The sequence below is a fragment of the Pandoraea anapnoica genome, assembly GCF_902459765.1.
Lineage (GTDB): Bacteria > Pseudomonadota > Gammaproteobacteria > Burkholderiales > Burkholderiaceae > Pandoraea > Pandoraea anapnoica.
In genome coordinates this window covers 33,488-55,217 of the sequence record NZ_CABPSP010000017.1, presented here as the reverse complement: position 1 = coordinate 55,217, position 21,730 = coordinate 33,488, and the positions used below count along the sequence as shown (strand labels likewise).

General features: G+C 61.3%; 23 protein-coding genes. 13 read left to right on the top strand and 10 right to left on the bottom strand.

Going from position 1 to position 21,730, the window contains the following annotated elements:
- Positions 1–56: 56 nt before the first annotated feature.
- Both PAN31117_RS23405 and pmbA read right to left on the bottom strand, forming a co-directional pair.
- Positions 57–1,208, bottom strand: a complete 1,152-nt coding sequence (locus PAN31117_RS23405) for an ABC transporter substrate-binding protein (RefSeq protein WP_150576665.1) — start codon at positions 1,206–1,208, stop codon at positions 57–59.
- A 218-nt stretch (positions 1,209–1,426) separates the two neighbouring features.
- Positions 1,427–2,785, bottom strand: coding sequence for a metalloprotease PmbA (gene pmbA, locus PAN31117_RS23400; protein ID WP_150740327.1), 1,359 nt, complete (start codon positions 2,783–2,785; stop codon positions 1,427–1,429).
- Between the two features lie 115 nt (positions 2,786–2,900).
- Here pmbA and yjgA point away from each other — a divergent pair, with 115 nt between their 5' ends.
- Positions 2,901–3,506 carry a ribosome biogenesis factor YjgA gene (gene yjgA, locus PAN31117_RS23395; protein WP_150740396.1) on the top strand — a complete coding sequence of 202 codons (606 nt, stop codon included), beginning with the start codon at positions 2,901–2,903 and terminating at the stop codon, positions 3,504–3,506.
- Positions 3,506–4,126, top strand: coding sequence for a molybdopterin adenylyltransferase (mog, locus tag PAN31117_RS23390; RefSeq protein WP_150740326.1), 621 nt, complete (start codon positions 3,506–3,508; stop codon positions 4,124–4,126). Before yjgA ends, mog begins: the two co-directional genes overlap by 1 nt.
- Positions 4,127–4,224: 98 nt before the next feature.
- Here the strand turns inward: mog and orn are convergent, their stop codons facing one another.
- On the bottom strand, positions 4,225–4,842 hold the full coding sequence (gene orn, locus PAN31117_RS23385) for an oligoribonuclease (RefSeq protein WP_150664745.1): 618 nt from the start codon (positions 4,840–4,842) through the stop codon (positions 4,225–4,227).
- Positions 4,843–4,944: 102 nt separating this feature from the next.
- On the opposite strand from orn, the gene PAN31117_RS23380 reads away from it, so the two are divergent.
- Both PAN31117_RS23380 and rsgA read left to right on the top strand, forming a co-directional pair.
- The gene (locus PAN31117_RS23380; RefSeq protein ID WP_150740325.1) at positions 4,945–6,192 is read left to right on the top strand and encodes a M48 family metallopeptidase; all 1,248 of its coding nucleotides are present in this window, start codon (positions 4,945–4,947) and stop codon (positions 6,190–6,192) included.
- Positions 6,189–7,130, top strand: coding sequence for a ribosome small subunit-dependent GTPase A (rsgA, locus tag PAN31117_RS23375; protein WP_150740324.1), 942 nt, complete (start codon positions 6,189–6,191; stop codon positions 7,128–7,130). The genes PAN31117_RS23380 and rsgA overlap by 4 nt, the downstream gene beginning before the upstream one ends.
- Before the next feature lie 111 nt (positions 7,131–7,241).
- On the opposite strand, the gene PAN31117_RS23370 is transcribed toward rsgA, so the two are convergent.
- From PAN31117_RS23370 to rpsP, 6 genes are all read right to left on the bottom strand, one after another.
- A complete protein-coding gene (locus PAN31117_RS23370; RefSeq protein ID WP_150740395.1) occupies positions 7,242–8,180 on the bottom strand; it encodes a CobD/CbiB family protein in 939 nt (312 codons plus the stop codon).
- A 159-nt stretch (positions 8,181–8,339) separates the two neighbouring features.
- Positions 8,340–9,023: a CoA pyrophosphatase gene (locus PAN31117_RS23365; protein ID WP_246189235.1), complete on the bottom strand. Its 684-nt coding sequence runs from the start codon at positions 9,021–9,023 to the stop codon at positions 8,340–8,342.
- A gap of 231 nt (positions 9,024–9,254) precedes the next feature.
- Positions 9,255–9,644, bottom strand: a complete 390-nt coding sequence (gene rplS / locus PAN31117_RS23360; protein ID WP_039399440.1) for a 50S ribosomal protein L19 — start codon at positions 9,642–9,644, stop codon at positions 9,255–9,257.
- A 103-nt stretch (positions 9,645–9,747) separates the two neighbouring features.
- Complete coding sequence (trmD, locus tag PAN31117_RS23355) at positions 9,748–10,518, bottom strand: tRNA (guanosine(37)-N1)-methyltransferase TrmD (protein ID WP_039399442.1); 771 nt, start codon at positions 10,516–10,518, stop codon at positions 9,748–9,750.
- A 60-nt stretch (positions 10,519–10,578) separates the two neighbouring features.
- Positions 10,579–11,220, bottom strand: coding sequence for a ribosome maturation factor RimM (gene rimM, locus PAN31117_RS23350; protein ID WP_246189234.1), 642 nt, complete (start codon positions 11,218–11,220; stop codon positions 10,579–10,581).
- 127 nt (positions 11,221–11,347) lie between these two features.
- The gene (gene rpsP, locus PAN31117_RS23345) at positions 11,348–11,599 is read right to left on the bottom strand and encodes a 30S ribosomal protein S16 (protein ID WP_017234865.1); all 252 of its coding nucleotides are present in this window, start codon (positions 11,597–11,599) and stop codon (positions 11,348–11,350) included.
- Positions 11,600–11,800: 201 nt separating this feature from the next.
- On the opposite strand from rpsP, the gene PAN31117_RS23340 reads away from it, so the two are divergent.
- The 5 genes from PAN31117_RS23340 to PAN31117_RS23320 all read left to right on the top strand — a co-directional run bounded on the left by PAN31117_RS23340 (position 11,801) and on the right by PAN31117_RS23320 (position 16,905).
- Positions 11,801–13,108 (top strand): PQQ-dependent sugar dehydrogenase, encoded by a 1,308-nt coding sequence (locus PAN31117_RS23340; protein ID WP_246189233.1) that lies wholly within the window; start codon positions 11,801–11,803, stop codon positions 13,106–13,108.
- Positions 13,109–13,291: 183 nt separating this feature from the next.
- Positions 13,292–14,104, top strand: a complete 813-nt coding sequence (locus PAN31117_RS23335) for an META and DUF4377 domain-containing protein (protein WP_174991087.1) — start codon at positions 13,292–13,294, stop codon at positions 14,102–14,104.
- Between the two features lie 9 nt (positions 14,105–14,113).
- Entirely contained in the window at positions 14,114–14,563 is a 450-nt protein-coding gene (locus PAN31117_RS23330) for a TM2 domain-containing protein (protein WP_150740322.1), read from the top strand.
- Between the two features lie 24 nt (positions 14,564–14,587).
- A complete protein-coding gene (locus PAN31117_RS23325; protein ID WP_174991086.1) occupies positions 14,588–15,508 on the top strand; it encodes a Rossmann-like and DUF2520 domain-containing protein in 921 nt (306 codons plus the stop codon).
- A gap of 218 nt (positions 15,509–15,726) precedes the next feature.
- Positions 15,727–16,905 carry a PA0069 family radical SAM protein gene (locus PAN31117_RS23320; protein WP_174991085.1) on the top strand — a complete coding sequence of 393 codons (1,179 nt, stop codon included), beginning with the start codon at positions 15,727–15,729 and terminating at the stop codon, positions 16,903–16,905.
- 9 nt (positions 16,906–16,914) lie between these two features.
- On the opposite strand, the gene PAN31117_RS23315 is transcribed toward PAN31117_RS23320, so the two are convergent.
- The gene (locus PAN31117_RS23315; protein ID WP_150740320.1) at positions 16,915–17,403 is read right to left on the bottom strand and encodes an Lrp/AsnC ligand binding domain-containing protein; all 489 of its coding nucleotides are present in this window, start codon (positions 17,401–17,403) and stop codon (positions 16,915–16,917) included.
- A 104-nt stretch (positions 17,404–17,507) separates the two neighbouring features.
- On the opposite strand from PAN31117_RS23315, the gene PAN31117_RS23310 reads away from it, so the two are divergent.
- From PAN31117_RS23310 to PAN31117_RS23295, 4 genes are all read left to right on the top strand, one after another.
- Complete coding sequence (locus PAN31117_RS23310; protein ID WP_150740319.1) at positions 17,508–18,794, top strand: D-amino acid dehydrogenase; 1,287 nt, start codon at positions 17,508–17,510, stop codon at positions 18,792–18,794.
- Between the two features lie 96 nt (positions 18,795–18,890).
- A complete protein-coding gene (gene ald / locus PAN31117_RS23305) occupies positions 18,891–20,024 on the top strand; it encodes an alanine dehydrogenase (protein WP_150740318.1) in 1,134 nt (377 codons plus the stop codon).
- A 253-nt stretch (positions 20,025–20,277) separates the two neighbouring features.
- Positions 20,278–20,973, top strand: coding sequence for a bifunctional 2-polyprenyl-6-hydroxyphenol methylase/3-demethylubiquinol 3-O-methyltransferase UbiG (ubiG, locus tag PAN31117_RS23300; RefSeq protein ID WP_150740317.1), 696 nt, complete (start codon positions 20,278–20,280; stop codon positions 20,971–20,973).
- A gap of 1 nt (position 20,974) precedes the next feature.
- Complete coding sequence (locus PAN31117_RS23295) at positions 20,975–21,697, top strand: HAD-IA family hydrolase (RefSeq protein ID WP_150740316.1); 723 nt, start codon at positions 20,975–20,977, stop codon at positions 21,695–21,697.
- The last annotated feature ends 33 nt before the right edge of the window (positions 21,698–21,730 follow it).

The following is a 21,730-nucleotide window of genomic DNA, read 5'->3' as shown; positions in this document are numbered from 1 at the left end:
GGGCGTAGCGCCTTTCGGCCCTACGCCCATGCGGACTTCTTCAAGTACTGCCGGGCTTACTTCTCGATGACGTACTTGCCGCCCTTCGTCACGCTGACGATCGGCGCTTGTTGTGCATCGTAGCCAGCCGGCTTGCCGCCCTTACCCATTGCCTGACGGAACGCGAACTTGCCGGTCGCACCATCATGCGTGACCTTCGGCAGCGCATCGCGCAGTGCCTTGCGGTCGGCATCGAGGTTGCCGGAGATCTTCACGTTCTTGATCGCGCCGGCAGCGATGTACATCGCGTCGTACGACTGTGCGGCGAACTGATCCGGCGCCACGTTGTACTTCGCCTTGTAGGCAGCGATGAACTTCGTGTTGGCCGGCGTGTTGTTCTCGATCGACCACGGGCTACCCACCCACAGGCCGTCCGAGCTGCCCTTGGCCAGATCGAAGATCTTGACCGAGTTCATGCCGTTGCCGCCGATGAACGGCACATTGATACCCAGTTGACGCGCTTGCACCATGATCGGTGCGCCTTCGGCGATCAGCGCCGACAGCACGATGGCGTCCGGGTTCGATGCCTTGATCTTCGTGAGCTGCGCCTTGAAGTCCACGTCGCCCTTAGCGAACGTTTCGGTCGTCGTGACCGGGATCTTCAGGTCTTCGAGCGCCTTCTTGAAGTTGTCGTAGCCGCTCTTGGTGAACACATCGTCGTTACCGTACAGCACGGCAACCTTCTTGATGCCGGTGTGCTTGGCCGCGACCTTGATGGTCTCCGGCAGCACGTCGGCTTCGGTCACCGAGTTGCGGAAGATGAAATCGCCGATGGAGGTAATGCCGTCAGCCGTGTTGGACGTACCGAACGCGACCGTCTTGCCGGCTTGCGCGATCGGATCGGCTGCCTGCGCCGAGTTCGACAGCGTCGGGCCGAAGACCATGAGCACCTTGTCCTGGAAGATCAGCTTCTTGAAGACGTTGATCGCCTCTTCCTTCTTGCCCTGCTCGTCTTCGATCTGAAGCACGAGCTTGTTGCCGTTGATGCCACCTGCGGCATTGATCTCGTCAGCGGCAAGCTGGAAACCGTTCTTGATGGCCGCGCCGTATTGCGCAGCGCCACCCGACAGTGCTTCGGCCACACCGATCTTCAGATCGGCTGCGTGGGCCGCAGCCACCATCCCCGTCGCGACAAGTGCGCTCAGCAACTTGGTCATGGTGCTTTTCATGAGTCTTCTTCCTCCAATACCTAGTCTCTAGTTATGAGAAGGCGCGCCTTATGAGCGCGCCCATTACCCTAACTACCGTGTCCGTTCTTAAGCCACGGCTTAAGAAAACTCCTAAGCATATCGCAAACTACTTGTGACGGACACGATAATTGAGCATTTGCCCCGCAATGGCACACAAATGCAACGCGTTTGTGGCGCCATAACGGACTTTGGCAGCATCAATGACCGGCGATGGTCATTTGTTCAATCAGGATTGACCCGACCTCCTTCGTGCCGCGCACCAGCGTGTCTGCGCCGATGGCCACGATCTGTCGGAACATGTCGTTCAGGTTGCCTGCGAGCGTGATTTCCTCGACCGGGTACTGAATCTCGCCGTTCTCGACCCAGAAACCGGACGCGCCGCGCGAATAGTCGCCCGTCACGTAATTCACGCCCTGCCCCATCAGTTCGGTCACCAGCAGGCCGGTGCCGAGCTTGCGCAACATGGCGCGGAAGTCGTCCGTCGGCGCCGTGAGCTTGCTGTACATGCGCAGGTTGTGCGAGCCACCCGCGTTACCGGTGGTCTGCATGCCGAGCTTGCGGGCCGAATAGGTCGACAGGAAGTAGCCTTGCACCACGCCGTCGCTGACCACGTCGCGAGCACGCGTTTTCACGCCCTCTTCGTCGTACGGTGCGCTGCCCATGGCGCGCGGCACGTGCGGGTCTTCATGGATACCGACGTGATCGGCAAACACCGGCTTACCCAAGGTATCGACAAGGAACGTCGCCTTGCGATACAGCGCACCGCCACTAACGCCCTGCACAAATGCGCCCAGCAGTCCGGCCGCCAGCGGCGCTTCGAACAGCACCGCGCACTTGCGCGTCGACAACTTGCGGGCGTGCAGGCGCGCCAGTGCGCGCTCTGCAGCGTATCGACCTACGGCCTCGGGCGACGCCAGGTCGCCTGCCGCGCGCTTCGACGAATACCAGTCGTCGCGCTGCATGTGACTGCCCGAACCCGCGATAGGCGAAACGGACAGGTAATGGCGCGAATACGGATATCCGGCGAGGAAGCCGCGAGTCGTACCGAGCAGGAATTGGGAATGCTGAGCGGAGACACCCGCGCCCTCGGAATTCTTGATCATCGGACTGACGTCCAGCGCGGCTTTCTCGGCGCGACGGGCCAGCTCGACCGCTTCGTCGGCGGTGATATCCCACGGATGGAAGAGGGACAGGTCCTGCGGGTGCATCTCGAGCAGTTCGGACTCCGCAAGCCCTGCGCAGTCGTCTTCCGCCGTGAAACGGGCGATGTTGTAGGCCGCATCGACCGTGTCGTGCAGCGCCTTGCGGGAAAAATCGGACGTGCTTGCGTTGCCGCGGCGCTGACCGATGAAAACCGTCACGCCGACCAGCTTGTCGCGATTGCGTTCGATGGTCTCGACCTTGCCGCGCCGCACCGAGACCGACAGGCCGTCGCCCTCGGATATCTCCGCTGCAGCGTCCGTTGCGCCGAGCGAACGGGCGTACTGCAACACGTCGCTGACGATTTCCTTGAGTTGATCCTGGGTATGCGTGAAGTGCTGGGTCGCTTGGGACATCGGCGCGATTCGGTCAGTGGCTAAATAGGAACCGCCATCTTAGCGCGAGTTGCGCGCCGTCGTGCGGAGGTCCGGCAACTATTTGGACACCGCGCGTCGCGTTACAATAGCGGTTATGACGCACATTCATCGCTTTAACCGTATCGCCCACAGCGAGCTTTCCGACGAAGGCCCGAGCAAATCCCAGCGCAAGCGCGAGTCGCATGCCCTGCAGGATCTGGGTGAAGAACTGGTCAACCTGGCCAAGGACGCGCTCGCCCGCGTGCCGATGCCCGAAAACCTCGAACGCGCCGTCCGGGACTGCCGCACGATCACCGCCCACGAAGGCCGACGCCGTCAAATGCAGTACGTGGGCAAGCAAATGCGCACGCTGGACGAGCAGGAAATCGAGGCCATTCAACGCGCGCTGGACGTGATCAAGGGCGTCTCGAAGGCGGAAACGGCCAAGCTGCACGCCCTGGAACGCTGGCGCGAACGCCTGCTGGCCAAGGACGAGGCACTGACCGAGCTACTCACCCAGCATCCGGATGCCGATGGCCAGCAGCTTCGCACTCTCATTCGCAATGCGCGCCGCGAACAGGCTACGCAAAAGCCGCCCAAGGCCTTCCGCGAACTGTTCCAGGTGCTCAAGGATTTGCTTGGGACGGGATCGGCTGCGTCCGAAACTTCGGACGATGCGGATAACGATCTGCCGGAATTCCCAACCCGTGAGGATTATTGATGGTCGCCCGCGCACATCCGGACGAACTTCGCGTGGGTCTCGTCTCGATCAGCGATCGGGCGAGCCAGGGCACCTATGAGGATCAGGGCATTCCGGCCCTTCAGGCTTGGCTGGGCAGCGCGCTCACCTCGCCTTGGGTGACCGAAACACGCCTGATCCCCGATGATGCCGACGGCATCACCGCGACGTTGATCGAACTTGTCGACACGATGCAGTGCGATCTGGTGCTCACGACTGGCGGCACGGGTCCGGCGCGCCGCGACGTCACGCCGGAAGCGACTTTGCGCGCGGGCACCAAGGAAATGCCGGGATTTGGCGAGCAGATGCGCCAGATCAGCCTGCGCTTCGTGCCGACGGCAATTTTGTCGCGTCAGGTCGCCGTGATTCGTGAGACGGCGGATCATGCCGCGCTCATCGTCAATCTCCCTGGCCAGCCAAAGTCGATCAAGGAAACGCTCGAAGGTCTGCGCGACGCCGACGGCAAGTCGATCGTCCCCGGCATCTTTGCTGCCGTGCCGTACTGCGTCGATCTGATTGGCGGCCCCTATATCGAGACGGACGAAGCCGTCTGCAAAGCTTTTCGTCCCAAGAACGCGATTCGAGCGCCAAAATCCGCTTGATCGGCTTGACCTGCCGTAGCGGCCGCAACCCTTCTTTCCATGAGTCAAAACAAAACGCCAGCGAATTCGCTGGCGTTTGTGTTTGGATACCGCGCAAATCAGGCCGAAGCGCCGGGCACCGCTGTCTTCAGGAAATGCTCACGGTAGTACACGAGTTCGTCGATCGACTCGTGAATATCCGCCAGCGCCGTATGCGCGGCACGCTTGGTGAAGCCCTTGTACACCGTGGGCTCCCAGCGTCGGCACAGTTCCTTGAGCGTGCTGACGTCCAGATTCCGGTAGTGGAAGAACGCTTCGAGCTTGGGCATGTAGCGCGCCATGAAACGACGATCCTGGCAAATCGAATTGCCGCACATCGGCGACTTGTTCGGCGGCACGTACTGGTTCAGAAACTCGATCAGTTGCGTCTCGGCGGACGCCTCGTCCACAGGCGATGCCTTCACGCGGTCGATCAGTCCCGAGCGGCCATGGGTCGATTTGTTCCAGTCGTCCATGCCGTCGAGCACGGCGTCCGACTGGTGAATGGCGAAGACCGGACCCTCGATACGACGCGTCAGTGCCGAATCGGTGACGACGACCGCCACTTCGATGATGCGGTCGCTGTCAGGCTGCAAACCGGTCATTTCCATGTCGAGCCAGACCAAATTGAATTCGGCGCGCGCGAGCGTCTTCTCGGCGTCGGCAGGCGTGGGATTTTGGGATGGAATGGAGGACATGATCGGAAGACTCTGGAAAACGCATCGGATGGCGACCGGCACGGCGCCCCGCCGGTCGAAAGAACTTATAATTCTCGCATACTTCAGATTCCCCTAAAGCGCATGTTTACTTATCTCTTCGTGATCTTCCTGCTGGCGATGGTCATGACCAAGCTCTGGCTGGCGGCCCGACAGGTCCGTTACGTGGTCGCCCATCGCGCCGCTGTCCCCGAGCGCTTCGCCGATACGATCACGCTGACCGATCATCAGCGCGCGGCCGATTACACCGTCGCCCGCACCCGCCTCGGCATGGCAGAGATCTTCGCGCAGGCGGTGCTGCTAGTCGCCTTTACGTTACTCGGCGGCCTGAATCTACTGCACATCGGCATCTCCGAGTGGCTCGGCGAAGGCTACGTCGGGCAAATCGCCCTGATCGCTGCCGTGCTGCTCATCTCGGGCGTCGTCGACCTGCCCTTCACCTACATTCGCCAGTTCGTCATCGAGCAACGTTTCGGCTTCAACCGTATGTCGCTCGGGCTATTCATTGCGGATATGGTCAAGGGCACCGCCGTGGGTGTGGCGCTGGGATTGCCGCTGCTGTTCGTCGTGCTGTGGCTGATGGATCGCGCCGGCCCCTTGTGGTGGGTGTACACGTGGGTCGTGTGGGTCGCGTTCAATTTGTTCGTCCAGTTCATCTTCCCGCACGTGATCGCGCCGATATTCAACAAATTCGAACCGTTGTCCGATGCCTCACTGGCGCAACGCATCGAAGGGCTGATGCAGCGTTGCGGTTTTGCGGCTCGCGGTCTTTTTGTGATGGACGGGTCGAAGCGTTCGGCGCACGGCAACGCCTATTTCAGTGGCTTTGGCCGCGCCAAGCGCATCGTCTTCTTCGACACGCTGATCGAGCGTCTCTCCCCTGCCGAGATCGAAGCCGTACTGGCGCACGAACTGGGGCACTTCAAGCGTCGTCACATCACCAAGCGCCTGGTCGTCGCTTTCGCGCTGTCGCTTGCCTTTCTGGCGCTACTTGGCTGGCTCATTGGACGCACGTGGTTCTACACCGAACTGGGCGTCATGCCGTCGATGACCGGCAGCAACAATGCGCTCGCGCTTGTTCTCTTCTTCCTTGTGCTGCCCGTATTCGGGTTCTTTGCCAGCCCGCTGAACAGCCTGACGTCGCGCAAGCATGAATTCGAGGCCGACGCCTTCGCCGCGAGCCAAACGCAAGCAGGCGATCTGGTGAACGCCCTCGTGAAGCTGTATCAGGACAACGCGTCGACGCTCACGCCAGATCCCGTCTACACAGCGTTTTACTACTCGCATCCTCCCGCGTCGCAACGCATCGACCGTTTGCTGGGGCATGCATGAAGCGCGGCGTGAAAGGTAAGGCTGCGCCCGTCGAGACGACCGCGCAGGAACGACGCCACGGCCGCGTTGCTGCAGCGCACGGCCGCCACTACGTTGTCGAAGCCGACGATGGGGAAACGGTGCTGTGCTTCCCGCGTGGCAAGAAGAGCGAGATCGCCGTCGGTGATGAGGTGGCATGGGCACGCACGGGCGATCAGGGTGTCATCGAGGAGATTCTGCCGCGTCGCAACCTGCTCTACCGTTCGGACCAGTTCAAGAGCAAACTGTTTGCCGCCAACATCGACCAGTTGGTGATCATGCTGGCGACCGAGCCCTATTTCAGCGAGGACCTGCTCGGGCGCGCGCTTGTCGCTGCCGAGGCGAACGAATTGCGTCCGCTTATCGTGTTGAACAAGACAGACGTCACAGCGGCGCTGCCCGCCGCGCGGGAACGTCTTGCGCCGTATCGCGAGCTTGGCTACGAAGTGCTTGAACTCTCCGTTCGCGCTGATCCCGACGCCGCTACCGCACTTCTGTTGCCGCGACTGGCCCATCAGTCGTCGTTGCTGCTTGGTCAGTCGGGCATGGGGAAGTCGAGTCTTGTGAACCTCGTCGTCCCCAATGCCGACGCTGCGACGCGCGAAATCTCTACGGTGTTGAACTCGGGCAAGCACACGACGACGTTCACGCGAATCTTCCATCTGCCCGACGGCGGATTACTGATCGACTCACCGGGCTTTCAGGAGTTTGGGTTGCATCACCTGAAGGAAGGTGCACTTGAACAAGCGTTTCCCGAGTTTCGTCCACTGCTCACTGGGTGCCGGTTCTACAATTGCCATCACTTGAAAGAACCGGGCTGTGCGATTCTTGAGGCCGTGGAGGACGGGCGCATTTCTCGTCAGCGTCACGCGCTCTATGCGCAACTCGTTCACGAGTCGGTGCAACAGATCCCTTATTGAGACGGTGTGCCAACGCGCGTCGTATCTCGCAGGAACGAAAAACCCCGCCTCGGCGGGGTTTTCTTTTGCGCTATCGCGATTCGCGCCAAAACGTCAGCACAATTAGCCTGATCAGCCCAACCATACGGCGAGCGTGAGCAGAAGCAACAACAGCATCCACAGCAGCACGGCTCGCCAGACCAGCCCGACGGCTGCCTGCAAAGTCCGCGGTGTGCATTCGCTGCCGACCGGCAGAACGGCGTCATCTCCCTGGTTGAGCGCGTCGACACTGGAGACCTCGGCGAGCGGGCCCGTCAGTCGTGCGCCGAGCGCGCCGCTACCTGCCGCCAGCAAAATACCTTCGTTCTCGTTCGGCCACTGCTTGGCATAGTGACGCCACGCGTAGATGGCATCTTCGAAGTTACCGACAATCGCGAACCCGATGGCCGTCAGACGCGCTGGCACCCAATCGATCACATAGAACGCCTTGCGCGCAAACGCACCGAAGGCGGGGCTCCGATCCGGTGCCGCTTCCGTCCATCTGCGCGAGAGATACTCCGCGAGACGATACAGCACCGCTCCGGCGGGGCCCACGGGCATCAGGAACCAGAAAAAGACACCGAATACGTGACGATGCGAGGCAATCACAGCATGCAGCAGCGTGTGACGCACGATCTCGTCCACCGGCATATCGACGGTGTCGATGCCAATCCATTGACGCAGAATTTCGCGCGCTTCGTTGACGTTGTCGTTATTCAGCGCAACGTGGATATCGGTGAAATAGTGGCTGAACTGCCGAAACCCCATCGTCAGATAGACGATAAGCACGTTCCAGGCGAAGCCAAGGAAAATATTGACCCGCATGAGCAGGTAATAGACGATGCCGACAACCAGGACGAATGGCACCACTACGACCAGCCACGCGAGGACACCGTGTCGCGGCTGCCCGGCGTCAAATGACTGCGACGTATGGGTCGCATGGGAGCGGATCAGGTTGTAGATCGGGTTTTGCGTGGAGAGGGCACGCACCTGCTCAAAGATCAGCGCGAGGAGTACCGAGAAGAATGTCATGCGTGCGATCAGATCACCGGACGGAATGGTGTAACGATAGCACAGCTTCTCGCAAATGCCCGCCCCGCGTGCCTTCGCGACGCACTTGCCTGTCAATTCAAGCAGGCAATGCGCAGAATCGAATCGACTTTCGCATTGCGTCCGCAGCTAGGTCCGCGGTTAGGCCCGCAGAAGTTGGTAGAAATTTCTGAGCATGCCCGCCGTCGCGCCCCAGATGAAATACTCGCCACCCGCGGCCTTCGGATAGGGCATCGCATAAAAACGACGCTCACCGACCTGATAGTTGAAAACGCGAATCTGGTGGTGTGCGGGATTCATCAGGAAATCGAGCGGCACTTCGAAGATTTCGTCCACCTCGCCCGTATCCGCGACCAGATCGAACGGCGGCTTGACCAGGCCGACGACCGGCGCGACGCGAAACCCCGTACCCGTCACATAATCCGGCAAGCTGCCGATGACCTCGACTGCACCTGCATCTAGTCCGATTTCCTCGCGCGATTCGCGCAACGCGGTCGCAATCGGCGTCGGATCGTCGGGCTCACGGCTCCCGCCTGGAAAACTGACTTGTCCGGCGTGCGTACTCAAATGCTGCGTGCGCTTCGTGAGCAACACGGTGGTGCCGTGCGGGCGCATCACCAACGGCACCAGCACCGCTGCGGCTCGTGGCGTGAACATCGCGGGGGATACCAGATCGCCGACACCCGACTCGGGCGTCCAGATTGGCGGACTGGCAAGTCGGTCACGTAACGCTGAGGGGGTCAACCGCTCCGCCGGCACCGGCTCCCCTTCCCCCGTCGAGACGATGGGTAAGGCTTCGGGATGCAGGATGAGAGGTGGCGCCACGTAGACCTTTGGAGATGAAGAATATCGCTATTTTAGCGAGGATGCGCAAAGCGCGTGCACACGAAGAAAATGCAATTCCCCCGGTAATTCGCCGCATGCCGTCGTTATGACGCAGCGCCGCATCCCAATCGGCGGGCCGCATTGAAACGAAAAAAGCACCCCGAGGGGTGCTCTTTCCATGCGGCTTTGCTGCGCCCGGCCACGAGGTCGCCAGGCGCAGCGGCGTCCGACTTACTCGGCAGCAGCGACGGTCTTGCTCTTGAACGTGAGCTTTTCCTTGATACGTGCCGACTTGCCCGAACGCTCACGCAGGTAGTACAGCTTAGCGCGACGAACGTCACCACGACGCTTGACTTCGATGCTGGCGATCAGCGGCGAGTACGTCTGGAACGTACGCTCAACGCCTTCACCCGACGAAATCTTACGAACGATGAAGCCCGAGTTCAGACCACGGTTACGCTTGGCGATCACGACGCCTTCGTAAGCCTGAACACGCTTGCGGGTACCTTCAACCACGTTCACGTTAACGATCACGGTGTCGCCCGGGGCGAATTCGGGGATCGTCTTGTTCGCGGTCAAACGCGCGATTTCTTCTTGCTCGATCTTAGCGATCAGATTCATTTACCACTCCTTGTGCCATCGTGTCGACGTTATATACCGGCAAGCCGGCCCCGACAGAGGATGGGTTCAAACCAAATGCCGTCCCCATGACGACATCCGCTGCCTACTTGGCCGACGTATCGGCCCGCAGGCTTGTCAGCCACGCCTCGTCGGCACGGCTGAGCAATCCGTTGGCACGCGCACTCTCGATCAGATCGGGACGCTTGTGCCAGGTATTGGCCAACGCCTCACGGCGTCGCCACTTTTCAATCTCTGCGTGATGCCCGCCCAACAGCACATCGGGTACGCGCACGCCTTCATATTCTTCAGGCCGCGTGTAGTGCGGGCAATCCAGCAAGCCATTCACGAAGCTGTCTTGCTCTGCCGACTGTTCGTCGTTCAGCGCACCCGGCAGCAGCCGGATCAGCGAATCCATCAGCGCCATGGCGGGCAACTCCCCACCCGACAGCACAAAATCGCCCACGCTGACTTCTTCATCGACCACACGATCGATCAAGCGCTGATCGATTGCCTCATAACGGCCGCAGAGCAGAATCAAGCCCTGTTCCTGCTCGCGCAGCTCGACCACCCGGCGATGAGTCAACGGCTTACCTTGCGGCGACATCAGCAACACGCGACCGCGCGGGACACCGGCTTGCGCCTGAGCGGCCTTTGCGGCAGCAATCGCATCATCCAGCGGCTTGGCCAGCATCACCATGCCCGGACCGCCGCCGTAGGGGCGATCGTCGATCGTGCGGTAATTGTTATGCGTGAAGTCACGCGGATTCCAAAACCGCAGACCGTAGCGCGACTGCTTAAGCGCCCGGCTGGTGACGCCCCAGTCGGTCAGTGCCCGAAACATCTCGGGAAAGAGCGTGACGACGTCAAACTGCATCAGACCGGTTCCGTCCAGAGGTGCCCGGACGCAATAACGACCAGGCGGTCAATCGGTATCTCAATAATCGAGACCCCAGTCAGCCACAATGCGTCCCGCCTCGGTGTCGACGGTCTGGACGTACTGGCCAACAAACGGGATCAACCGCTCAGCGGTTTTCGCCGGATCGCCATCGGTAGCCGGTACGTCGTACACCACCCGCAAAACGGTGTGTACGCCGTTGTCCAGCAAACCGACAACCTTGCCGAGCGATTCACCCTGCAAATTCGTCACCTGGGCGCCGATCAGGTCGACCCAGTAAAACTCGTCTTCGCCGGCCGACGGGAATGCACTGCGTGGCACCCAGACCTGAAGGCCCTTGAGCGCCTCGGCGGCTGTCCGGCTCTCGCTGCCACGCAATTGCGCGACAACCGTTCCCGAATGCCCCCGACTGTGCAGCACGTTGGCCTTGGTGTAGGCCGACTCGCCGGGGCGACGGAAATACCAGCAATCTGCAGATAACAGGCCTTCGCCGTCACCCGTGTGCGGCTGCACCTTGATCCAGCCGCGAATCCCGTAGGCATCACCGATATAACCGAGCTCGACTAGATCGTCGGGCACCTCGGTTACCGGGGCGAGCACCTGCTCGGCGCGCATACCGGAGGCGCGACGCGCTTCTGCACCGATTTTCAGCGGTACACGCTCACGTGCGGAACGAACCATGCAATCCAACCTTGTGACGAACACACGGCGATGCTTGCCCCAGATTGCTCGGGAGCATGCACCGCCGTTCAATTCTCATGCCATCGGCAAACCGACAGCAATGCGTACCACTCGACTATCTGAAAGCTTAGGCAGCAGCCTTGGCGCCTTGCTTGATCAGACGAGCCACGGTCGGCGACAGTTGTGCGCCAACGCCTTGCCAGTACGTCAGACGGTCTTGAGCAATGCGCAGACCTTCCGTGCCTTCGGCAGCGACCGGGTTGTAGAAGCCAATACGCTCGATGAAGCGGCCATCGCGACGGTTACGCGAGTCGGTTGCAACGATGTTGTAGAACGGGCGCTTCTTCGCGCCGCCGCGAGCCAGGCGGATAACGACCATATTAAATCCTTGTGAATCCAGAAGTGTTCGGACAGAAAACGCGTGATTATAGCGCAAAACCCTCGTCAAAACAAACACTTCGCCAAAGGGAAAGTACAACCCATATGGGCATACCTATATTAGGGGGCTTGTGCCGCGGTGCCGCGCCCCGATAACCGCTGGTCTACAATGCACGCATCCTTGGTGTGAGGCGAGCCCTGCATGCGACGATTTCCCGATGGATGCTCATTCTCCTTCCTCCTGCCGTGGACCACGCGGGTGGTTCGCCGGGTTGTTCGCCTGATCGGTCTGGCCCGTCGAGCCCATGAAGCGCCTCAATTCGTTGCGAACACCCATGCCGACGCAGCCCGGGTCACCGCGATTCCTGCGACGAGGTTCGTCAAGCGCTTTGCTGGGGCACAGGCAACTGTCCTTGTCTGCGCCGCGCTGACGTGCGCCCCGCAATTGGCGACGGCGCGTGACGCCCTCCCCATTGAGCGTCTTTCGCTACCTCAGGGCTTCTACGTCGAAGTTCTTTCCGATCAGGTCCCCGGGGCCCGAGGCATGGCATTAGGTCCGAAGGGCACGCTGTTTGTCGGTAGCCGGGCGCAAGGCAACGTCTACGCCATCACGCTCGATCCATCGCGCGCCTACGCGGCCAAGGTCCGCACAGTGGCGTCTGGCCTGAACATGCCCGTCGGGGTCGCGATGCGCAATGGCGCTTTATATATCTCGGCCGTGTCGCGCATCGTCAGACTCGACGACATCGAAAACCATCTCGACAACCCAGGCAAACCAAGCGTCGTCTACGACAAACTTCCCACCGAAAGCCACCACGGCTGGCGATACATTGCCTTCGGCCCGGACCAGCGGCTATATGTCGGCGTCGGTGCCCCCTGCAATGTCTGCAAGCGCGACGAAAGTCGTTACGCGATGATCGGCAGCATGAAGCCCGACGGTACGGACTGGCGGGTGGTCGCCCGCGGCGTGCGTAACACCGTGGGATTCGACTGGCAGCCCGGCACCAATACGCTATGGTTCACCGATAACGGTCGCGATATGCTCGGCGACGATGTTCCCGACGACGAACTCAACCGATTAACGCGTATGGGAGAGCATTTTGGGTTCCCGTACTGCCACGCCGGCGATATCCCCGACCCCGACTTCGGCCCCGAAAAGGCGTGCCGCACTTTTTCGCCGCCCATGGCCAAACTGGGTGCCCACGTGGCGGCCCTCGGCATGCGCTTCTATACAGGCAAGCAGTTCCCGGACGAGTATCGCGGCAGTATCTTCATTGCTGAGCACGGTTCGTGGAATCGGAGCAGCAAAGTGGGATACAGGGTCGTTCGTGTGGCTCTCGATGCGAAAGGCAATGTCAGCAAGCAGGAAGTTTTTGCGCAGGGGTGGTTAGGTGACGACGACGCCGTGTGGGGTCGCCCCGTCGATCTGCTGACCCTGCCGGACGGATCGCTCCTGATCAGCGACGACCATGCCGGCGCAATATATCGAATCACGTACCGAAAACCATGAGGTCCCGCGATGGCACATTTCACACCAATGGGAAATATCATCAGGCCTACGCAAGGAACTGACCCCTGGCCTGCCCGGTCAACGATGCATGGTACTCACGGCACCGCTAGAACATACCGCCCCACGTTCGGCGCGACGTTTTCGCCGTCCCTGCCCTCTCCGCAACTACGTCCACACAACATCATGACTCAACGCCTACTCTCGTTCCTGCCCTCCTCGTTGACTTCGTATCTGATAACGCTCCTCGTGCCTGCCGCCATGCTGGCCGGTTGCGCAGCGCCGTCCGGCGGAGGTGCCAATCCCACATCGGGTACACCGGATAACACCGCAGCTGCGACCGCCCCTGCCGACATTCTCGGCACCTGGCAGTTGATGAAATGGGAAGGCGCGAGCGACGCGCCGAACCTGCCGGAAGGCCGCACCATCAATCTGACGTTCAATGACAAGGGGGCTTACTCCGGCACCGGTGGCTGCAATCGCATCTTTGGGCAATACACGATCGGCCCCGGCAAAGGACAACTCAGCATCCAAACCCCGGCCGCCACACGCATGGCCTGCCCGGATTCGATGGCTTTCGAAGACCGCTACCTCAAGACGCTCGCCAGCATGACCCGCTTCGAACGCCGTGACACGCAATTGATTCTGAGCGCACCCAACGGCCAGACACTCACCTATGCATCCCAAACGTTGCTCAACCGTACGGTGGCAGGCGCGAGCGGAGCAGCGAAGACGGAGGATCGTATTCTCGACGTCGATTCGCAGATGGCTGACTGTGTCGGCGTGGCACCGCGCAAGTGCTTGCGTGTGCGCGCCGCCGACGACTCCGGCAAATCGCAATGGGAACTCTGGTATGCCCACATCGATGGCTTCGAGTGGAAGCCCGGCGTAGAATACCGCGTAAAAATCCACGGCGAACCTGTCGCCAATCCGCCCGCTGACGCGTCGAGCATGCGCTGGACGCTCGTCGAAGTCATTCGGGAAACGCCTGCTCGATAACCATTCCAAATGAACGCAGTCGCTTACAAGTCCAAAACCCTGACCGCCGGTCTCGCCATGCTTTTCGGCACGCTCGGCCTGCATCGCTTCTATCTGTATGGCATGCGGGACCGCTTCGGCTGGGCCCACATTGTGGGTTCGGCATGTGGAGTGGCCGGCTGGGGACTTCTGGTCACGAGCGAACTGCATTCCCTCTCGGGATGGATACTCACGATTCTGGGTGCCATTTCGCTGTTTTCCGCGTTTCTCGCCGCGATTGTCTACGGCTTGCGTCCCGACGAGCGCTGGAACGCGCAGTTCAACACCCACGTCTCGAACAAGTCGCAGTCGGGCTGGATCGCGGTCATCATCGTCAGCGTGTCGCTGTTTGTGGGCGCCATGCTGATGATGGTTGGTTTGGCCGTCGCATTTCAGACCTACTTTGAAATCCACGACACGCCGAATCGTTTGTCGCAGTAAAAGCCGATCGTGATGCCCACTCCCATGACCCCATCCCATCGACCGACGCTGGGCTTCATCGGCGCCGGGCGCGTGGCTCGTGCGCTCGCGCAAGCCGCGACACGTGCCGGATACGAAGTGACGATCGTTGCTAGCCGGCATATCGAAAGTTCGAGACGCATTGCGACGGCCTTGCCTAATTGCGAGGTCCTCGCCATTGAACATTCGGAGGACGTGAGCGACGTCTTTTCGCGAGCCGATCTGGTCTTCCTGACGGTGCCCGACGATGCCATAGCGGCTGGCGCTGCGCACCTTACGCCGCGAGCGGGCCAGGCACTGGTGCATTGCAGCGGCGCGTCCGAGGTTGGGTTGCTCACGCCCGCGACGCGCCACGGCGGGCAAATTGGCGGCTTCCATCCGCTTTTTCTTTTCGCCGGACTCGACGACGATGCGACCCGCTTGCAGGGGTGCGCCATCACTATCGAGGCCGAAGCGCCGCTGAACGACATCCTTCAGCGTCTTGCGAGCGATATTGGCTGCCGCCCCTTGTCGATCCCAGCGGGCGAGCGCATGCGATACCACGCGGGCGCCAACTATGCAGCCAGCTTTCTGCTCTGCCTGCTCGACGAGGCGACTCACCTCTGGAAGTCGATCGGCATGCCCGAGGGCGACGCGCAAGACGCTATGTGGCCGCTGGTCATGGGCACGCTCAACGCTGCGCGCGAACGCGGGCTCCCGGGTGCGCTTGCCGGACCGGTGTCGCGCGGCGACGCAAATATCGTTGGCCGCCACGTCGAAGCACTCGCAGCCATGGGTGGCAATCATGCAACGCTTTACTCGCTGCTGACCCTGCACGCCATTCATCTGGCGCGTCAGCGTCCGAACCCGGACAACTCCGCCCTCGACGACATCGCACGGGCGATCGCGCCCTTTATCCCTCCGGTCATGCCGGGAAGTCACACATAGTTTCAGCAAGGCCTCGCAAAAGGCCCACCCTATCGCCGCGCCCCGGATCGTTAGCGCCGCCGGGCCAACGAGTGCCAGCGGGAAGCCGCTTCCCCCATTTACTCCATTCTTCATGTCTCTCCTCCGTCCGAATACTGTATAAAAACACAGTATAATGACAAGCATTCCCTGCGTCCGTCCGACGGCCGTGACAGGGACAGCTATTCAGGAGATGAGTCATGGCATCCTCATTCGCGCCGCCCCCGTCGCGCAAGGGCCGAGGCGCCACCGCCAATCTCGAATCGCGCTTTTCAGCGTTCCGTCGCGAGAGCGATGAGACCCGTCATGAATCGGACGCTGCCCAAGAATGCGAAGTCAAATTCGTGACCCAGGTCGCACTGGAAAATGCGCGAACGATCATCTCCCGCAACACCTCGGCGGACATTCCCTTCGATCGCTCGATCAATCCCTACCGTGGATGTGAGCACGGCTGCACCTATTGCTTTGCGCGGCCCACGCACGCCTACCTGGGACTCTCTCCGGGTCTGGACTTCGAGACCCGCTTGTACGCGAAACACAATGCGGCAGAGCGTCTTGACGCTGAGTTGCGCAAGCGCGGTTACCAACCCGCTTTACTTGCGCTGGGCGCAAACACGGATCCTTATCAGCCAATCGAGCGGGAATACGGGATCACGCGCAGCGTCCTGGAAGTGCTGGAGCGTTTTGGGCACCCTGTCGGTATCACCACCAAGTCGGCGCTCGTCACGCGCGATATCGACATTCTTTCGCGCATGGCCGCGCGCGGTCTGGCACGGGTCTTCATTTCGGTGGGAACGCTTGATGCGGATATCGCGCGCAAGATGGAACCGCGAGCGAATACGCCGTCGCGTCGCATCGACGCCATCCGCAAGCTGACGGACGCGGGCATTCCGACAGGCGTCATCGTCGCGCCGATCGTGCCTGCGCTGACCGATTTCGATATCGAGCGAGTGCTGACGACCGCAGCCGAAGCCGGCGCAACTTACGCTGCGTACGTGATGTTGCGACTTCCCAGAGAAGTGCACGACGTCTTCGTTGAATGGCTGGAAGCCAATTACCCGCTGCGGGCACGCCATGTCATGAGTCTGGTCGAGCAAGTACGTGACGGAAAGCACAACAGCTCAGAGTTTGGTACACGGATGAAAGGCACCGGATTACACGCCGAATTGATTCGACAGCGCTTTCACTTAGCCGCGCGCAAGTTGGGGCTCAATCAGGCCAGACCGCCATTGAGAAACGATCAGTTCCGCGTCCCGGAATTGCCGCCCCGGGCCAGTGACGGGAACGGGCCGAATCACGGTCGTCGCGCGCGTCCCGACCGGCAAACCGCAACCAGCGGATCGGCGAATGCGGCAGATCCGCAGATGCCGCTTTTTTAGGCAACCCGTTCACTCGTCAACATGAACGGTGAGCGTTTCCTTAATCTCCTCCATGACGACGTAGCTTTTCGACTGCACGGCACCGGGCAGTTGAAGAAGAATGTCGCCCAGTAACTTCCGGTACTCGGACATTTCGCGGATGCGCGCCTTGATCAGATAGTCGAAGTCCCCGGAAATCAAGTGACATTCCATGACCTCCGGAATACGCAGCACCTCCCTGCGGAACTGGTCGAACATGTTGCCGGACTTGTGGTCGAGCGTGATTTCGACGAACACCAGCAGCGCCGCCCCCAGCGCCGCCGGATTGACGCGGGCGAAGTAGCCCATGATCACGCCGTCCCGCTCCATGCGTTTTACGCGCTCGATACACGGCGTGATGGACAGACCGACCTGCTCCGACAGGTCCTTCATCGACATCCGGCCGTCCTGTTGGAGCAACGTCAGGATGCGTCGGTCGAGCCGATCCAGTGTTCGAATCGATTGCTGCTGAACCCTCATGATTTTTTCCTGAATTCAGGCCATATACATTAACTAAACCTACGATTCCGAGAATAGCATGCGAATTATTACTGCATAACTATGGTTTTACAGGAGTCAACGCAATGAAGGTCATCGTTCTCGGCAGCGGCGTCATCGGCGTAACCAGCGCCTACTACCTGGCAAAGGCCGGGCATGACGTCACGGTGCTCGACCGTCAGGCAGGACCGGCGCTCGAAACCAGCTTCGGCAACGCTGGTCAGATTTCGCCCGGATACGCGTCCCCGTGGGCCGCACCGGGGATTCCGGCAAAGGCCGTCAAGTGGTTGTTTCAGAAACACGCTCCGCTCGCCATTCGTCCAGACGGCACCCTCACGCAACTGAAGTGGCTCTATCAGATGCTGCGCAATTGCACGCCCGAGCGCTATTCAGTCAATAAGGAACGCATGGTGCGGATCGCCGAATACAGCCGGGACTGTTTCCGTGAGCTGCGCGCAGAGACCGGCATCGCCTACGAAGGCCGTCAGGCGGGCACGCTCCAATTGTTCCGGACCGAAGATCAACTCGAGAACGCGGCACGCGATATCGCCGTGCTCGAAGAGGCCGGCGTGCCGTTCGAACTGCTGGACAGCAAGGCGCTCGCGACCGCAGAACCAGCGTTGGCGGCCGTGTCGCACAAACTGACCGGCGGCCTGCGCCTGCCGAACGATGAGACCGGCGACTGCCAGATGTTCACGACGCGTCTGGCTACCATGGCTGAAGCGCTGGGTGTGAAATTCCGCTACGACATGCCGATCGACGGCCTGAACGTGGTCGGCGACAAGATCGAGGGCGTGGTTTGCGCCGGTTCGCTGCAACGTGCTGACGCCTATGTCGTTGCGCTCGGTTCGTACTCCACGCCGTTCCTGCGCGGCATCGTGGATATTCCGGTGTATCCGCTCAAGGGCTACTCGATTACCGTACCGATCGTCGACGCATCGCGCGCGCCGATTTCCACCATCCTGGATGAAACCTACAAGATCGCCGTGACGCGCTTCGACGACCGTATCCGCGTCGGCGGCATGGCAGAAGTCGTGGGGTACAACAAGCACCTTAACCCCGCACGCCGTGCCACGCTGGAGATGGTCGTGAACGATCTGTACCCGGGTGCAGGCAACACGGCGGAAGCGTCTTTCTGGACGGGCCTGCGTCCGATGACACCGGACGGCACGCCGATCGTCGGCGCTACAGCGTTGCGCAACCTGTTCCTGAATACCGGACACGGCACGCTCGGCTGGACGATGTCCTGCGGTTCGGGCCAACTGCTGGCCGACCTGATGTCGGGCCGCCGCCCGGCCATTCTGGCCGACGATCTATCGGTGGCGCGCTACAGTGGGGCGTCCCACGCGCAGGCCGAACCGGCCTTCGCCTGATCTTCCAGACGGCACCTTCGGGTGCCGTTTTTGTTTGGGCATCACGCGTTGTCGAATTCGCTGTTCGTAGTCACATCACAACAAAGGAGACGCATCATGAAGATCGGTGTACCCAAGGAGATCAAGAACCACGAGTATCGCGTAGGCATGACGCCCGCAGCTGTACGCGAAGTGGTGGCACGCGGGCATGAGGTGTGGATCGAGACGCAAGCCGGTGAAGGCATCGGGATGGACGACACGGCCTATGCTGCCGCGGGCGCCCGCATCGCCGCCAACGCTGTAGATGTCTTCGATCGCGCCGAACTCATCGTCAAGGTCAAAGAGCCGCAGACTGTCGAGCGCGCCAGATTGCGGCCTCATCACACGCTCTTCACGTATCTCCACCTCGCCCCCGATCCCGAGCAAACCAACGATTTGATCAAGAGCGGCGCCACGTGTATCGCGTACGAAACCGTGACATCCGCAAATGGCGGCCTCCCGCTGCTCGCGCCCATGTCCGAAGTCGCGGGACGCATGTCTATCCAGGCTGGCGCAACTGCGCTCGAAAAGACGCATGGCGGGCTTGGCCTGCTGCTTTCGGGCGTGCCCGGCGTCGAGGCGGGCAAGGTCGTCATTCTCGGCGGCGGTGTCGTGGGTACGAATGCTGCGACCGTGGCCGTCGGCATCGGGGCGCAGGTCACGGTCATCGACAAATCGGTCGACGCTTTGCGACGCCTGAGCGCCCAGTTCGGGGGACGCGTGCAAACGGTCTATTCGACGCAACACGCGATCGAAACGCATTTGCGCGATGCCGACCTGGTCATCGGTGGTGTCCTGATCCCGGGTGCCGCCGCGCCCAAGCTCATTACACGGGCGATGCTTGGGCTGATGCGCAAGGGTGCCGTGATCGTGGACGTCGCCATCGATCAGGGTGGTTGCTGCGAGACGTCGCATGCGACCACGCACGCCGACCCGGTCTACGTGATCGAAGGCGTGGTGCACTACTGCGTCGCCAACATGCCGGGGGGCGTGCCGCGCACGTCGACCTTTGCACTGAACAACGTGACACTTCCGTTCATTCTGCAACTGGCCGATCACGGCGCCGTGGCCGCTATGCGCGCCGATCCGCATTTGCTGGCCGGACTGAACGTGGCGCGCGGTATGGTAACGAACCGTGGGGTGGCCGACGCGCTCGGACTCGTCTACCACGATCCGCACGCAGTCTTGGCGAACCTGTCGGCCGCAGCCTGAGCTTAAGCCGGATGGCGAGAGCCGTCGGGGTGGCACGCGATGCTCGTCATCCGGCGTCACCCCGACCCGGCGCAAATTCCCCGACGCATCGCTGGCCGTCCGGCCCCGCCACGCCTTGCGCTTTGGACATGGGCGCACTCACTTCGTTATACTTCCTCCATCTCGACGGCGCCCGCCGACCAACCGGCATGGAGGGCACGCTCAGCCACTCGGCATTCCGCCTGCCCGAGCCGTCAACGTCTATGAGCAAGTGATGAACGCCGACCCGCAAGAACTCAATAAATTCAGTGAATTGGCCCACCGCTGGTGGGATCCGCTCAGCGAATTCAAGCCGCTGCACGAGATCAACCCGTTGCGCCTCGACTGGATCGAACAGCACGTCCAGTTGCAAGGCAAGCGCGTGCTCGACATCGGCTGCGGTGGCGGCATTCTGTCGGAATCGATGGCGCGTCAGGGTGCGCGCGTCAAAGGCATCGATCTGTCGAAAAAAGCGCTCGGGGTTGCCGATTTGCATAGCCTTGAAGCTGGCCTTTCCATTGAGTACGAAGAAATCGCTGCCGAAGCGCTCGCTGCGCGTGACGCGGGTACGTACGACGTGGTGACCTGCATGGAAATGCTCGAACACGTGCCGTCACCGGCGTCTATCGTCGCTGCGTGCGCAACGCTCGTGAAACCGGGCGGTCATGTGTTCTTTTCCACGCTCAACCGCAATCCGAAGGCATGGCTGCTCGCCGTGGTCGGTGCAGAGTACGTACTGCGGATGCTGCCGCGGGGCACGCACGATTACGCCAAGTTCATCCGCCCATCGGAGCTGGCATCGTTCACCCGTGCGAGCGGCCTGACAATCCGCGACATGCGTGGCCTGACCTACAATCCGATCAGCAAACGCTACGCGATCAATCGCGATACCGACGTCAACTATATGGTCGCTTGCACCCGCGACGCCTGATATGTTCGAGCCCCCCGTCCGCGCCCCTTCCTCCCTCGACGCCACGTCAACGCTGCTGCACGGCGAGATTCGCGCTGTCTTGTTCGATCTGGACGGCACACTCGCCGACACGGCCCCCGATCTCGTCGCGGCAGTCAACAAGGTGCGTACCGATCGTGGTCTGCCGCCAGGCCCTTACGAGACGCTTCGACTGCAAGCGTCGCACGGTGCGCGCGGACTGATCGGCAGTGCATTCGGCGTGCCCCCGGACGATGCCGCCTTCCCGGCCCTGAGAGACGCATTCCTTGCCAACTACGAAGCCGCGTTGTGCGTGCAAAGCCGCTTGTTCGAAGGCATTCCAGACTTGCTCGCTGCCTTGAGCGAACGTGGCATGCCGTGGGGCATTGTGACGAACAAGGCTGCGCGTCTGACGAATCCGCTAGTCAAGCTGATCGGACTCGCGGACGGCGCAGCCTGCGTTGTCTCGGGCGACACGACGCCGCATAGCAAGCCGCACCCTGCGCCTCTGCTCTACGCAGCCGAGTGTATTGGCATTGCGCCTGCCCATATCGTGTACGTTGGCGACGACCTTCGCGATGTGCAGGCCGGTAAGGCGGCTGGAATGGCGACGATTGCCGCGGCCTACGGTTATTGCGGCGACTCGCTCGTACCTGCTCAGTGGCAGGCGGATGCAGTCGTCGAACGCGCGGGCGCGATCGCCCCGCTGGTGATGCAGTTGGCGTAAGCCACCGAACCATCGCCTGCCAGGACGTCGTCG

Bases quoted from the DNA above. Each gene is read 5' to 3' on its own strand.
- PAN31117_RS23405 (WP_150576665.1), bottom strand. From the start codon at position 1,208: ATGAAAAGCACCATGACCAAGTTGCTGAGCGCACTTGTCGCGACGGGG.
- pmbA (WP_150740327.1), bottom strand. From the start codon at position 2,785: ATGTCCCAAGCGACCCAGCACTTCACGCATACCCAGGATCAACTCAAG.
- yjgA (WP_150740396.1), top strand. From the start codon at position 2,901: ATGACGCACATTCATCGCTTTAACCGTATCGCCCACAGCGAGCTTTCC.
- mog (WP_150740326.1), top strand. From the start codon at position 3,506: ATGGTCGCCCGCGCACATCCGGACGAACTTCGCGTGGGTCTCGTCTCG.
- orn (WP_150664745.1), bottom strand. From the start codon at position 4,842: ATGTCCTCCATTCCATCCCAAAATCCCACGCCTGCCGACGCCGAGAAG.
- PAN31117_RS23380 (WP_150740325.1), top strand. From the start codon at position 4,945: ATGTTTACTTATCTCTTCGTGATCTTCCTGCTGGCGATGGTCATGACC.
- rsgA (WP_150740324.1), top strand. From the start codon at position 6,189: ATGAAGCGCGGCGTGAAAGGTAAGGCTGCGCCCGTCGAGACGACCGCG.
- PAN31117_RS23370 (WP_150740395.1), bottom strand. From the start codon at position 8,180: ATGACATTCTTCTCGGTACTCCTCGCGCTGATCTTTGAGCAGGTGCGT.
- rplS (WP_039399440.1), bottom strand. From the start codon at position 9,644: ATGAATCTGATCGCTAAGATCGAGCAAGAAGAAATCGCGCGTTTGACC.
- trmD (WP_039399442.1), bottom strand. From the start codon at position 10,518: ATGCAGTTTGACGTCGTCACGCTCTTTCCCGAGATGTTTCGGGCACTG.
- rimM (WP_246189234.1), bottom strand. From the start codon at position 11,220: ATGGTTCGTTCCGCACGTGAGCGTGTACCGCTGAAAATCGGTGCAGAA.
- rpsP (WP_017234865.1), bottom strand. From the start codon at position 11,599: ATGGTCGTTATCCGCCTGGCTCGCGGCGGCGCGAAGAAGCGCCCGTTC.
- PAN31117_RS23340 (WP_246189233.1), top strand. From the start codon at position 11,801: ATGCGACGATTTCCCGATGGATGCTCATTCTCCTTCCTCCTGCCGTGG.
- PAN31117_RS23335 (WP_174991087.1), top strand. From the start codon at position 13,292: ATGACTCAACGCCTACTCTCGTTCCTGCCCTCCTCGTTGACTTCGTAT.
- PAN31117_RS23330 (WP_150740322.1), top strand. From the start codon at position 14,114: ATGAACGCAGTCGCTTACAAGTCCAAAACCCTGACCGCCGGTCTCGCC.
- PAN31117_RS23325 (WP_174991086.1), top strand. From the start codon at position 14,588: ATGACCCCATCCCATCGACCGACGCTGGGCTTCATCGGCGCCGGGCGC.
- PAN31117_RS23320 (WP_174991085.1), top strand. From the start codon at position 15,727: ATGGCATCCTCATTCGCGCCGCCCCCGTCGCGCAAGGGCCGAGGCGCC.
- PAN31117_RS23315 (WP_150740320.1), bottom strand. From the start codon at position 17,403: ATGAGGGTTCAGCAGCAATCGATTCGAACACTGGATCGGCTCGACCGA.
- PAN31117_RS23310 (WP_150740319.1), top strand. From the start codon at position 17,508: ATGAAGGTCATCGTTCTCGGCAGCGGCGTCATCGGCGTAACCAGCGCC.
- ald (WP_150740318.1), top strand. From the start codon at position 18,891: ATGAAGATCGGTGTACCCAAGGAGATCAAGAACCACGAGTATCGCGTA.
- ubiG (WP_150740317.1), top strand. From the start codon at position 20,278: ATGAACGCCGACCCGCAAGAACTCAATAAATTCAGTGAATTGGCCCAC.
- PAN31117_RS23295 (WP_150740316.1), top strand. From the start codon at position 20,975: ATGTTCGAGCCCCCCGTCCGCGCCCCTTCCTCCCTCGACGCCACGTCA.